The sequence below is a fragment of the Myroides gitamensis genome (assembly GCF_029894455.1).
In the GTDB taxonomy this organism is placed as follows: Bacteria; Bacteroidota; Bacteroidia; order Flavobacteriales; family Flavobacteriaceae; genus Flavobacterium; species Flavobacterium odoratum.
The window spans coordinates 3740671-3753376 of record NZ_JARYHN010000001.1; the positions used below are offsets into that span (position 1 = coordinate 3740671).

Consider the following 12706-nt stretch of genomic DNA (forward strand, 5'->3'; position numbering starts at 1 on the left):
AGTTAGATCTGGTTTTTCATTGGGTTTCATATACTACACAACACACAACACAACACACACAACACATTTTACGTCTCTCTTCGGAGAGACAGAAACCCTAAAGTATTAAATTATTATGATTCCTAAGGTAACCAAAGAAATTATCGATTTAGGAGATGGACGTAGCATCTCAATCGAAACGGGGAAATTAGCGAAACAAGCAGATGGTTCTGTTGTTGTTCGTATGGGAGACTGTATGCTTCTTGCTACAGCTGTTTCTGCGAGAACGGCAAATCCTGGTGTGGACTTCCTTCCTTTAACTGTAGATTACAGAGAAAAATTCGCTGCTGCTGGACGTTTTCCAGGAGGCTTTTTTAAACGTGAGGCTCGCCCAAGTGACCAAGAAGTATTGACAATGCGTCTAGTTGACCGTTGTTTACGCCCATTGTTCCCGGACGATTACCACGCGGAAACACAAGTGATGATTCAGTTAATGTCTCATGACGAAAATGTAATGCCTGATGCATTAGCTGGTTTAGCTGCTTCTGCAGCATTAGCGGTATCAGATATTCCTTTTTACAATTCAATCTCTGAGGTAAGAGTTGGACGTGTTGACGGACAATTTATTATCAACCCTTCAAGAGAGCAGTTAGATGCTTCTGATCTAGATATGATGATCGGTGCTTCTAAAGACTCTGTTTGTATGGTAGAGGGAGAAATGAGAGAAATCTCAGAACAAGAGATGATTGATGCAATTAAATTTGCACATGAAGCTATTAAAGTTCAAATCGAAGCACAAGAGAAAATGCGTGCAGCTTTAGGTCTTACTTTCCGTGAGTACGAACCAGAAGCTACAGATGTAGAAGTAGAGAAAATCGTTCACGATGCAGCGTATGCTAAATTGTACGAAATCGCTTCTCATGCAAGTGGTAAAAGTGAGCGTGGTGAGAAATTTGCTGAGGTATATGAAGAGGTTAAAGCTTTATTCTCTGAAGAGGATCTAGCAGAAAAAGCAGAGTTAATTAGCACGTATTTCAAAAAGACACAAAAAGAAGCGGTACGTAACTTGATCTTAGATCAAAACATCCGTTTAGATGGTCGTAAAACGACAGAAATCCGCCCTATTTGGAGTGAAGTAGATTACTTACCTTCAGTACACGGATCATCAATCTTTACACGTGGAGAAACACAAGCATTAGCTACAGTAACATTAGGTACATCTAGAGATGCTAATATTATTGACTTACCAAGTGAGCAAGGAGAAGATAGATTCTATTTACACTATAACTTCCCTCCATTCTCAACAGGTGAAGCAAAACCATTAAGAGGTACATCACGTAGAGAAGTTGGTCATGGTAACTTAGCACAACGTGCTTTGAAAAATATGATTCCTGCTGATTGTCCTTATACTATTCGTTTAGTGTCTGAGGTATTAGAGTCAAACGGTTCGTCTTCTATGGCAACAGTTTGTGCAGGTACATTGGCTTTAATGGATGCAGGTATCCAAATGATCAAACCAGTTTCAGGTATCGCAATGGGATTAATCTCAGATTCAAAAACTGGACGTTGGGCTGTATTGTCTGATATTTTAGGTGATGAAGATCACTTAGGAGATATGGACTTTAAAGTAACAGGTACAAAAGATGGTATCACAGCTTGTCAAATGGATATTAAAATTGACGGATTAGCTTATGATATCATGGAGCAAGCATTAAAACAAGCGCTTGAAGGACGTCTACATATCTTAGGATTATTAGAAGAAACAATCGCTACACCTAATGCAACTGTGAAACCAAAAGCACCAAAAATTGTTACCGTTACAATCCCTAAAGATTTCATCGGTGCAGTTATCGGACCTGGAGGTAAAAATATTCAAGCACTTCAAGCAGATACAGGTACAACTATCGTTATTAACGAAGAAGGTGACTTTGGTGTAATTGAAGTATTGGGTACAGATGCTGCAGGTATGGATAGAGCGTTAGCTTCAATCAGTAATACAATCTTCTCTCCAGTAGAAGGAGAAGTATATAAAGTAAAAGTGGTGAAAATGCTTGACTTTGGCGCAGTTGTAGAATTTGTACCAGGAAAAGAAACATTACTTCACGTATCTGAATTTGATTGGAAACGCATTGAAAATCCAGCAGATGTATTGAAATTAGGGGATGAGTTAGAAGTGAAATACATGGGTATTGATCCGAAAACGAAAAAACCAAAAGTTTCGAGAAAAGCGCTTTTACCTCGCCCTCCAAGAGAAAATAAACCAGAAGGAAACAAACCAGAAGGAGCTCAAGGACCGAAAAAAGAAGAGAATAAATAATTCTGATCTAATATATAAAAACACCTCAATCGAGGTGTTTTTTTTGTTTTAAACGAATGGAGGTAGCATGTTTTCTAGCTTTTTGAGTATCTTTAAAAAAGGAAAAAAGAAATAAAACAATGAATAAAGTAAATATAGGTGTTATTGGTCTAGGTGGTGTTGGTGGGTTTTATGGCGGATTATTAGCCCATCATTTTGCACAAGATGCACAAATAGATATCCATTTTGTAGCAAGAGGTGAACACGGCAAACAAATTAAAATGCATGGACTAACTGTTTTGTCTAAAGGTAATGCAATCATTGGAAAACCTACACAAGTAGTAGAACACGTAAAAGAGTTGGAGGCGATGGATTTTATCTTGCTTTGTACGAAGGAATATGATCTGGATAGGGTAATTGATGATTTGAAAGCGATTGTGTCTAAAAACACGGTTATTCTCCCTTTGCTGAATGGTGTTGAAGCTTTCGAGAAGCTAGATTGTCTTTTGGATGCTGAAGTTTGGCAAGGGTGTACGTATATGGTTTCTCGTTTAAAAGAAGCAGGTGTTATAGATAACCCTAGTGGACGACAAAAGATTGTTTTTGGACGTACAGAAGGGATAACGCCCCAGATGTTACAATTGGATGAATTGCTGAAAGCTGCAGGGATTAGCTCTATTTGTACTCAGGATATTGCACGAGAAGTTTGGAAAAAATATATTTTAGTTTCTTCTTCTGCCGTGGCAACAACGTTTTATAATTGTTCTTTTGGTGTTGTGATGCGTGATCATCCTGCAACCATACAAGCCTTAGTAACGGAAGCAAGTCAAGTTGCTCAAGCCAAAGGAGTAAACTTAACAGAAGATGTAGTTGAGTTAGTGATGCAGCGTTTAGCAGCAATTCCCTTTGATTCTACAACGTCCATGCATAGTGATTTCTTGAGCAATAAACCCCAAACAGAACTTGAAGTGATGGCGGGTTATTTAATTCGAGAAGGTCTGCGCTTGCAAACGGATGTTCAAACGTATCAGAAACTGTATGACGTTTTAAAAGTAAAACAAGGTCATTATACCGTATAGCAAATAAAAAGAGCCTGTATTTAAAGGCTCTTTTTTTATTGTGATAGCATTAAGTACGCGATTGTTCCAACGGATAATGCACAAGGAAGGATTAGCTTTGTCCAAGCTACTTTTTTTCTACAAGCTAAAACAAACCACACCACTGGAATACTAAATAAAGCGGCGAGAAGTGGAAACCATAATAATTCGTATAATGCACCTAACAATGGCTGTGTATATATACCGTTAGCTCCCCTTCGGCTTAAAAATATAAAGAAGAAAATCAGCAAGGTACTTAAGAAAGAACCACAGTGTAAAACATAGGTTAATTTAGGTGTTTGATTCATCGTTTTTTGTATTGGTTAAGGTAAAGATAACCTTTTTTTGTCTTCATTAAACCGTCCTTTTTTTTAATTAGATGTTGATAATTAGCTAGTTAAAAATGGAGGAGTTTGGCCATGTCCTAAAAATTGCTTATATTTGCTCTATCAGCTGTAAAGTGATTGATTAAAATCACTTGCAATTAGGCAGTAATCTATAGAGGCTTTTCCTCTTTGTCTAGTAAGAACCCACTACGGGTTCTCCTATTATTAGGTTGTCTTTCACGATGACCTATCAAATCACTCAGTAAGAGTGTCTGTAAGAGTCTTCGTACAAGATTCTTTCTTTGATGAAATCGAAAATATCGTTTATTAATTAGCTCCATTTCGCATGAAAGTTAGGGGCCTAAAAATAGTAGTATATAATGACTAATTTTAAAGTAGGAATTATTGGAGCAGGTCCAAGTGGGCTTGCTATGTTAAGAGCTTTTGAATCAGAACAGAAAAAAGGGAACCCAATCCCTGAGATTAAATGTTACGAAAAACAAGATAACTGGGGAGGAATGTGGAATTATACTTGGCGTACAGGTGTAGGGAAATATGGTGAACCTTTGCACGGAAGTATGTATAAATACTTGTGGTCGAACGGACCTAAAGAGTGTTTAGAATTTGCCGATTATACCTTTATGGATCACTTTAAACAACCGCTATCTTCCTATCCTCCAAGAGAAGTTCTCTTTGATTATATTGAAGGGCGAATCAAGCAAAGTAACGCAAGAGATTATATTAAATTCAATACGGTAGCTCGTTGGGTGGATTACCTGGAAGATAAAAAACAATTCCGCGTAATCTTTGATGACTTGGTAAAGAATGAAACGTTTGAAGAGTTTTTCGACTACCTTGTATTGGGTACGGGACACTTCTCAACCCCTAATATGCCTTTCTTTAAAGGAATTGATCATTTCCCTGGAACAGTAATGCACGCGCATGATTTCCGTGGAGCAGACCAATTTATTGATAAAGACATTCTATTAATTGGAAGTAGTTATTCGGCAGAAGATATCGGGGTACAATGTTTCAAACACGGAAGTAAATCGGTAACCATTTCATATCGTACGAATCCAATTGGCGTTAAATGGCCAAAAGGAGTAGAGGAGAAGACAATTGTTACGCATTTTGAGGATAATAAAGCCTTTTTTAAAGACGGAACATCAAAAGCTTTTGATGCTGTTGTATTGTGTACAGGGTATCAACATAAATTCCCGTTTTTGCCAGATAATCTGCGACTAAAAACAAAGAACTGTTTGTATCCAGATAATCTATACAAAGGAGTGGTGTATAACGAAAACGAGCGTTTAATCTTCTTGGGAATGCAAGATCAGTACTATACGTTTAATATGTTTGACGCGCAAGCTTGGTTTGCAAGAGATTATATGTTAGGACGTATTGCACTTCCTGCTAAAGAAGAGCGTCAAGCTGATATTGATAAATGGTTGAAAGGGGAAGAACTGACCATGACAAGTAATGAGCAGGTAGATTTCCAAACAGCTTATATTAAGGACTTGATTAATCTTACGGATTATCCAACATTTAATATTGATAAGGTGGGAGAAATGTTTAAACGCTACTTAGATTCGAAAGAAATCGATATCCTAACGTATCGTGACCAAGTGTATACCTCTGTTATGACAGGTGTAACAGCAGAAGAACACCATACCGTTTGGATGAAAGAACTAGATGATAGTTTAGAGCGTTACTTAGATGAAGTAGAAGTTGATGAGAAAGAACTGAGTAAAGTCAATTATTATTAATCGTTAGCGATTATTGAAATAAATTGTTTTTATAAAGCCTTAGAAACCATGTTTTTAAGGCTTTGTATTTTTAGAAGGCAACAAAAAGAAAATATTTTTTGACATATTGTAACTTTTTGAGGAATGTGTACGTATAACTTATGTAGACCATTATGGACAAAGACAAATAAGGAGTAAAATACTATGAGACAACTTAAAATTACCAAGCAAGTTACGAATCGTGAAACCGCTTCACTAGATAAGTATTTGCAAGAGATTGGTAAAGTAGATTTGATTACTGCAGATGAAGAGGTAGAATTAGCACAGCGAATTAAAGCAGGTGATCAAAGAGCTTTAGAGAAATTAACTAAGGCTAACTTAAGATTCGTGGTTTCGGTAGCTAAACAATACCAAAACCAAGGGTTGACGCTTCCGGATTTAATTAATGAAGGAAACTTGGGGTTGATTAAAGCCGCACAGCGTTTTGATGAAACTCGTGGTTTTAAATTTATTTCTTACGCAGTTTGGTGGATTAGACAATCTATTTTGTCTGCTTTAGCTGAACAATCTAGAATTGTACGTTTACCATTAAATAAAATTGGTTCGATTAATAAAATTAATAAAATGTACGCGCTGTTAGAGCAGTCTAATGAACGTCCACCTTCAGCAGAGGAAATCGCTGTAGAATTGGATATGACTGTAAACGACGTAAAAGAGAGTATGAAAAACTCTGGGCGTCATTTATCAATGGATGCTCCTTTAGTAGAAGGAGAGGATTCTAACTTATACGATGTATTGCGTTCAGGTGAATCACCAAACCCAGACCGTGAGTTAATCCACGAATCATTGCGTACAGAGATCGAAAGAGCCTTAGAAACATTAACACCACGTGAAGCTGATGTTGTTCGTTTGTATTTCGGTTTAGGAGATCAACACCCAATGACATTAGAAGAAATAGGAGAAACGTTTGACTTAACAAGAGAGCGTGTTCGTCAGATTAAAGAAAAAGCGATCCGTCGCTTAAAACATACGTCAAGAAGTAAAATACTGAAAACGTATTTAGGATAATAAAAAAAGCACTGCTAAGCAGTGCTTTTTTTATGCTTGTCTTTTACACGTTGAATAGAATAAAAAAGGGATGCATTTGCATCCCTTTTTTATTACTGTTGATAAATAACATATTTATTATCATCTTCCGTCACTACTTTGGTTAAGTTATGTGAGGAAAGCGCTTTCATGGCTTTATCCCATTTCTTACCACTTAAAGCGGCTTGTTCTTTTAGTGAACCTAGCTCCACTTTATTTTCGTTTTTCTCTAGAATTTGGATGATGATTTTCTCTTCATCTGATAATTCTACAGTTGGAGCTGTTTTCTCTGGTCTCATTTGAGGGAAGAACAATACTTCTTGGATTGAAGGATTATTCGTTAAGAACATGGCTAAACGATCCATTCCAATCCCCATTCCAGAAGTAGGAGGCATTCCGTATTCTAAAGCGCGTAAGAAATCTTGATCAATGAACATCGCTTCATCATCTCCACGATCCGCTAAAGCCATTTGAGCTTCAAAACGCTCTCTTTGGTCAATCGGGTCATTTAACTCTGAATATGCATTGGCTACTTCTTTTCCACAAACCATTAATTCAAAACGCTCGGTTAGTTCTGGATTATCACGGTGTGCTTTGGTTAAGGGAGACATTTCTTTTGGATAATCTGTGATAAATGTAGGTTGGATGTAGTTCCCCTCGCATTTTTCACCGAAAATCTCATCGATTAATTTTCCTTTCCCCATCGTTTCATCTACTGGAATACCCATACCTAAAGCAGCTTGACGAATTTCATCTTCTGTTTTTCCGGTAATGTCAAAACCAGTAAATTCTTTAATCGAATCAGCCATAGTGATTCGTTTATAAGGGGCTTTAAAGTCAATCTCATGTTCGCCAAAAATAGCTTTTGAAGAACCGTTTACTGCCATTGCACAATGCTCTAATAAACGCTCTGTGAAGTCCATCATCCAGTTGTAGTCTTTATAAGCTACATAGATTTCCATTACGGTAAATTCTGGATTATGGGTTCTGTCCATTCCTTCGTTACGGAAGTTTTTAGCGAACTCATAAACTCCGTCAAAACCACCTACGATTAAACGCTTCAAATACAATTCGTTTGCGATACGCAAATACAATGGAATATCCAAGGCGTTGTGATGAGTCATGAATGGACGTGCAGCAGCTCCACCAGGGATAGACTGTAATACAGGTGTTTCAACCTCCATATAGCCAGATTCATTGAAGAATTGACGCATAGCGTTAAACAACTTCGTACGTTTAATAAACGTCTCCTTGATTGAAGGATTAACAACTAAATCTACATAACGCATTCTGTAACGCAATTCAGGATCTGTAAAAGCATCGAATGTATTACCTTCTGCATCTGTCTTAGGCAATGGTAACGGACGTAAAGATTTACTCAATAGAGAAAGCCCTTGTACACGTACTGTTTTTTCTCCTACTTGCGTTGTAAATAATTCCCCTTCGATACCAATGATATCTCCTAAGTCAATTAGTTTTTTGTAAACTTCGTTATATAAATCTTTGTTCTCACCTGGACAAAGTTCATCTCTGTTGATGTATAATTGAATCTTTCCTTCACTGTCTTGAATGGTTGCGAAAGAAGCTTTTCCTTGAATACGAGAAGACATTAATCTTCCTGCCACAATTACCTTCTTACCTTCTTCAAAACCGTTCTTTATCTGCTTGGATGTATGATTTACTGGAAATAAGTTAGCAGGATAAGGATTCACACCAAGCTCTTGCAATTTTGCGAGCTTCTCTCTTCTGATGATTTCTTGTTCTGAAAGTTGCATAATAATTGTGAATTATGAATTAATTTATAAAGTGCAAATATAGGTAATCTTTAAAAATTAGTACCCATTGTATCTCGCCAAATGTCAGTTAATTAGTCAATTGATCTTTTTGAGCGGATTTCAAGCGTGGGTTTAACTGAATTTATAGCCGTAATTCATAAAAAATGACGAAATTTGTAGTATATAAATAAGTGATTATGAGTATTTGGAGAGTAATCTTGTCTATTATTTTTCCGCCTATCGCTGTGTTTGATAAAGGGTGCGGATCCATAATAATTGTTTTTCTTTTAACCCTAGCAGGTTGGATTCCTGGTGTTATCGGAGCGTTAGTTATTCTTAATAATCCAAAATATAACCGCTAAGTTTGTAAACATGAATAGAGAAGTGACCCTAATTGATTTAGGTGAAAAAGACTATAAAGATACTTGGGCGTATCAAGAAGAACTTTTTCAATCGGTTTTAGATATCAAAATCAAGAATAGAAGAGAGGAAACGGAAGAGCCAACACCCAATTATTTTTTGTTTGTTGAGCACCCTCATGTATATACCTTAGGAAAAAGTGGAGATATGGAGAATCTTTTGCTGGATGAAGAACAATTAAAAGCAAAAGGAGCGACATTCTATAAGATAAATAGAGGAGGAGATATTACGTATCACGGACCAGGTCAGATTGTAGGGTATCCCATTTTAGATTTAGAAAACTTTTTTACTGATATTCACAAGTATTTGCGTTTGTTAGAAGAAACGATGATTCTTGTACTGAAAGACTATGGTATTGAAGCAGGGAGAAGTGAAGGGGAAACAGGCGTTTGGTTAGGCGTAGGAACCCCGTTTGCAAGGAAGATATGTGCGATGGGTGTACGTGCTTCTCGCTGGGTAACAATGCATGGTTTTGCCTTGAATGTCAATTCAGATTTAGGATATTTTGACAATATTATTCCTTGTGGAATCCGCGGAAAAGGGGTGACTTCTTTGCATGTGGAATTAGGAGTAAATTACGTAGATGAAGATGAGGTACGCGCTAAAATTATCAAGTACTTTGCCGAATTATTTGAAGCGACTATAAAAGAACAATAACATAATTTATAAAATCCTGAGCGGACTTTCCTCTTCGGATTTTTTTATCTTTGTACAAACAACACAACAGTATGAAAAATATAAAGATAGCGCCATCAGTTTTGGCTGCCGATTTTGCAAATCTACAACGCGATATCGAAATGATTAATGAAAGCCAAGCAGATTGGTTTCACGTTGATATTATGGACGGAGTTTTCGTACCAAACATCTCTTTTGGAATGCCCGTTTTAGCGGCAATCAATAAACATGCAAAGAAAACATTGGATGTGCATTTGATGATTGTAGATCCCGATCGTTATATCAAAACATTTAAAGAATTAGGTACAGATATTTTAACGGTACACTATGAAGCTTGTACACATTTACACCGTACAATACAAGCCATCAAAGCGGAAGGAATGCAAGCTGGAGTAGCCTTAAATCCACATACACCAGTTGCTGTTTTAGAAGACATCATTCAAGATCTAGATTTAGTTTTGATTATGAGTGTAAACCCAGGGTTTGGCGGACAGAGCTTTATTGAAAATACGTATGAGAAAGTGCGTAAGTTAAAAGCGATGATTGATGCTAAAGGAGCAAATGTAATCATTGAGATTGACGGAGGTGTAAATAGTAAGAATGCCAAAGCATTAGTTGATGCAGGTGCAAGTGCCTTAGTAGCAGGAAATTTTGTGTTTAGTGCTGCGGATCCGATGGCAACAATTGCTGATTTGAAAGAAATCGTTGGATAGAAAATAGAGAAAAGAAATGAGTAAGGGAAAACATCTCATTACCTATAATAAAAAAAGGCTTGAACATTTGTTCAAGCCTTTTTTTATTATAGGGTGTGAAATTACATCATTCCTGGCATACCTCCGCCCATTGGCATTCCTCCACCGTTTTCGTCTTTAATATCAACTAAAGCACACTCTGTGATAAGGATCATACCTGCAACTGAAGCTGCGTTTTCTAAAGCAACTCTTGTTACTTTCTTAGGATCGATTACACCTGCTTGTAGCATATCGATGTATTCGTTTGTTTTTGCGTTGTATCCGAAGTTATTGTTTCCTTCTAATACTTTAGCCACAACTACAGAACCTTCTAAACCTGCGTTTTCAACAATCGTTCTCAATGGAGACTCTACTGCTTTAGCGATGATTTGGATTCCTGTTTCTTCGTCTGCATTAATTGCGTTGATGCTGTTTAAGTTTGCTTTTGCTCTTAGTAAAGCAACTCCACCACCTGCAACAATTCCTTCTTCGATTGCCGCTCTAGTAGCATGTAAAGCATCGTCAACTCTGTCTTTTTTCTCTTTCATCTCTACTTCCGTAGCAGCTCCTACATATAATACAGCAACACCACCAGCTAATTTAGCTAGACGCTCTTGTAATTTTTCTTTATCATAGTCAGATGTAGTTGTTTCCATCTGTGCTTTGATTTGGTTAACTCTGTTTTGAATCATATCTGATTCTCCACTTCCGCTAACGATTGTTGTGTTGTCTTTGTCAATGTTTACACGCTTACATGTACCTAACATTTCCAATGACGTATTTTCTAACGTATATCCTTGCTCTTCAGAAATTACTACACCACCAGTTAAGATAGCGATATCTTCTAACATTGCTTTTCTTCTATCACCAAAACCAGGTGCTTTTACAGCAGCAATTTTTAAAGCCCCTCTTAATTTGTTTACAACTAAAGTAGAAAGTGCTTCTCCATCAACATCTTCAGCGATGATCAATAGTGGTTTTCCAGACTGAGCAACAGGCTCTAATACAGGAAGTAATTCTTTTAAAGAAGATACTTTTTTGTCGTATAATAAAATGTAAGGAGAATCTAGTTCCACTTCCATTTTTTCTGAATTGGTAACGAAATAAGGAGATAAGTATCCTCTGTCAAATTGCATTCCTTCTACTACATCAACAAATGTTTCAGTACCTTTTGCTTCTTCAACTGTGATTACTCCTTCTTTACCAACTTTTTCAAAAGCTTGAGCGATTAATTCTCCGATGAATTCGTCGTTGTTTGCAGAAATAGAAGCGATTTGTTGGATTTTATCCATTGATCCACCTACTTCTTGTGCTTGGTCTTTTAAATGGCTTACGATTACTTCAACCGCTTTGTCCATTCCGCGTTTTAAGTCCATTGGATTTGCTCCAGCAGCCACGTTTTTCAATCCTTCTTTAACGATAGCTTGCGCTAATACCGTAGCTGTTGTTGTTCCATCTCCAGCTAAATCGTTTGTTTTAGAAGCAACTTCTTTTACCATTTGAGCACCCATGTTCTCTAATGCATCTTCTAACTCTACTTCTTTAGCTACAGAAACACCATCTTTCGTTACAGTTGGAGCACCAAATGCTTTTCCGATGATTACGTTTCTTCCTTTTGGTCCTAAAGTTACTTTAACAGCATTTGCTAAAGCGTCAACACCGCGTTTTAAACCTTCGCGTGCTTCAATGTCGAATTTAAATATCTTTTGCCATGATTTAGTCTTGTTTTACTTTGTGTGTTATTATTCAATTTATTAAACAATCGCTAAGATGTCATCTTCACGCATGATTAGGTAATCTTTACCTTCTAATTTCAGCTCTGTTCCTGCATACTTACCATACAATACTGTATCGCCTACTTGTACCGTCATGTTGTGGTCTTTTGTACCGTTTCCTACAGCGACTACTGTCCCTTTTTGTGGTTTTTCTTTCGCTGTGTCAGGAATAAAAAGACCAGAAGCAGTTTTTGTTTCTGCTGGTTGAGGTTCAATAAGAACTCTATCCGCAAGTGGTTTAATGTTTAATGCCATAGTGTTTATAGTTTATAAAAATTGAATTATTTATATTAGTTCTAAATGCTATATAAATAGTCATAAAGTGTGCCAAACCTTGTATTGACACCTATTGCCAAAAAAAAATGCCAACTTGACAGCTGGCATTCTATAACGAAAAGTAAAATACTTTCTTATTCTTGTGTAGTTTCAGGTGTTGAAGTCTCGCTAGTAGCTGGAGCCTCAGTTCCTGTTGTTGATTCTGTCGTGTTTTCTGTGTTAGCTGCAGCAGGAACAGTAGGTTGTGCTGGCATTGCTGCGTTAGGATCTAAAAGTTTAGAATCTCCAACTGCACCACCACTAAAGCTAATGCTCGACATTAAGATTAGGATGATTAACACCGCTCCTAAAGTCCAAGTACTCTTATCTAAGAAGTCATTCGTGTTTTTTACACCTCCTGCAACAGTAGATCCTCCAAAAGATGAGTCTAAACCTCCACCTTTAGGATTTTGTACCATAATAACCACAATTAATAAAAAACATACGATAGCAATCAATACTAAAAATACTGTAAATGTGTTCATG

Annotated in this window: 11 protein-coding genes and 1 pseudogene; 7 read left to right on the forward strand and 5 right to left on the reverse strand. The window is 37.0% G+C overall.

What is annotated here, in order from left to right; all coding sequences use genetic code 11:
- Window positions 1-115: 115 nt before the first annotated feature.
- Window positions 116-2296, forward strand: a complete 2181-nt coding sequence (locus M2306_RS16615; protein ID WP_115091789.1) for a polyribonucleotide nucleotidyltransferase — start codon at window positions 116-118, stop codon at window positions 2294-2296.
- Between the two features lie 119 nt (window positions 2297-2415).
- Window positions 2416-3354, forward strand: a complete 939-nt coding sequence (locus tag M2306_RS16620; RefSeq protein ID WP_259188906.1) for a ketopantoate reductase family protein — start codon at window positions 2416-2418, stop codon at window positions 3352-3354.
- Window positions 3355-3389: 35 nt separating this feature from the next.
- Here M2306_RS16620 and M2306_RS16625 read toward each other — a convergent pair whose 3' ends face one another.
- Window positions 3390-3680, reverse strand: a complete 291-nt coding sequence (locus tag M2306_RS16625; protein WP_115091787.1) for a hypothetical protein — start codon at window positions 3678-3680, stop codon at window positions 3390-3392.
- Between the two features lie 398 nt (window positions 3681-4078).
- On the opposite strand from M2306_RS16625, the gene M2306_RS16630 reads away from it, so the two are divergent.
- Together M2306_RS16630 and M2306_RS16635 are read left to right on the forward strand one after the other, a co-directional pair.
- Entirely contained in the window at window positions 4079-5464 is a 1386-nt protein-coding gene (locus M2306_RS16630) for a trimethylamine monooxygenase (RefSeq protein ID WP_115091786.1), read from the forward strand.
- A 183-nt stretch (window positions 5465-5647) separates the two neighbouring features.
- Window positions 5648-6511 (forward strand): sigma-70 family RNA polymerase sigma factor, encoded by an 864-nt coding sequence (locus M2306_RS16635; protein ID WP_002987652.1) that lies wholly within the window; start codon window positions 5648-5650, stop codon window positions 6509-6511.
- A 92-nt stretch (window positions 6512-6603) separates the two neighbouring features.
- Here the strand turns inward: M2306_RS16635 and lysS are convergent, their stop codons facing one another.
- Window positions 6604-8304, reverse strand: a complete 1701-nt coding sequence (gene lysS, locus M2306_RS16640; RefSeq protein ID WP_259188899.1) for a lysine--tRNA ligase — start codon at window positions 8302-8304, stop codon at window positions 6604-6606.
- 197 nt (window positions 8305-8501) lie between these two features.
- On the opposite strand from lysS, the gene M2306_RS16645 reads away from it, so the two are divergent.
- From M2306_RS16645 to rpe, 3 genes are all read left to right on the forward strand, one after another.
- Entirely contained in the window at window positions 8502-8666 is a 165-nt protein-coding gene (locus tag M2306_RS16645; RefSeq protein WP_115091784.1) for a YqaE/Pmp3 family membrane protein, read from the forward strand.
- Between the two features lie 10 nt (window positions 8667-8676).
- A complete protein-coding gene (gene lipB, locus M2306_RS16650) occupies window positions 8677-9381 on the forward strand; it encodes a lipoyl(octanoyl) transferase LipB (RefSeq protein ID WP_115091783.1) in 705 nt (234 codons plus the stop codon).
- 71 nt (window positions 9382-9452) lie between these two features.
- On the forward strand, window positions 9453-10112 hold the full coding sequence (gene rpe / locus M2306_RS16655; RefSeq protein WP_115091782.1) for a ribulose-phosphate 3-epimerase: 660 nt from the start codon (window positions 9453-9455) through the stop codon (window positions 10110-10112).
- A gap of 101 nt (window positions 10113-10213) precedes the next feature.
- Here rpe and groL read toward each other — a convergent pair.
- From groL to secG, 3 genes and pseudogenes are all read right to left on the reverse strand, one after another.
- Window positions 10214-11843 (reverse strand): annotated as a pseudogene (groL, locus tag M2306_RS16660) (chaperonin GroEL).
- A gap of 41 nt (window positions 11844-11884) precedes the next feature.
- Window positions 11885-12160: a co-chaperone GroES gene (locus tag M2306_RS16665; protein WP_002987642.1), complete on the reverse strand. Its 276-nt coding sequence runs from the start codon at window positions 12158-12160 to the stop codon at window positions 11885-11887.
- 155 nt (window positions 12161-12315) lie between these two features.
- Window positions 12316-12705, reverse strand: a complete 390-nt coding sequence (gene secG, locus M2306_RS16670) for a preprotein translocase subunit SecG (protein WP_002987641.1) — start codon at window positions 12703-12705, stop codon at window positions 12316-12318.
- Between the last annotated feature and the right edge of the window lies 1 nt (window position 12706).

Bases quoted from the DNA above. Each gene is read 5' to 3' on its own strand.
- M2306_RS16635 (WP_002987652.1), top strand. From the start codon at position 5,648: ATGAGACAACTTAAAATTACCAAGCAAGTTACGAATCGTGAAACCGCT.
- M2306_RS16620 (WP_259188906.1), top strand. From the start codon at position 2,416: ATGAATAAAGTAAATATAGGTGTTATTGGTCTAGGTGGTGTTGGTGGG.
- M2306_RS16615 (WP_115091789.1), top strand. From the start codon at position 116: ATGATTCCTAAGGTAACCAAAGAAATTATCGATTTAGGAGATGGACGT.
- M2306_RS16665 (WP_002987642.1), bottom strand. From the start codon at position 12,160: ATGGCATTAAACATTAAACCACTTGCGGATAGAGTTCTTATTGAACCT.
- secG (WP_002987641.1), bottom strand. From the start codon at position 12,705: ATGAACACATTTACAGTATTTTTAGTATTGATTGCTATCGTATGTTTT.
- lysS (WP_259188899.1), bottom strand. From the start codon at position 8,304: ATGCAACTTTCAGAACAAGAAATCATCAGAAGAGAGAAGCTCGCAAAA.
- rpe (WP_115091782.1), top strand. From the start codon at position 9,453: ATGAAAAATATAAAGATAGCGCCATCAGTTTTGGCTGCCGATTTTGCA.
- M2306_RS16630 (WP_115091786.1), top strand. From the start codon at position 4,079: ATGACTAATTTTAAAGTAGGAATTATTGGAGCAGGTCCAAGTGGGCTT.
- M2306_RS16645 (WP_115091784.1), top strand. From the start codon at position 8,502: ATGAGTATTTGGAGAGTAATCTTGTCTATTATTTTTCCGCCTATCGCT.
- M2306_RS16625 (WP_115091787.1), bottom strand. From the start codon at position 3,680: ATGAATCAAACACCTAAATTAACCTATGTTTTACACTGTGGTTCTTTC.
- lipB (WP_115091783.1), top strand. From the start codon at position 8,677: ATGAATAGAGAAGTGACCCTAATTGATTTAGGTGAAAAAGACTATAAA.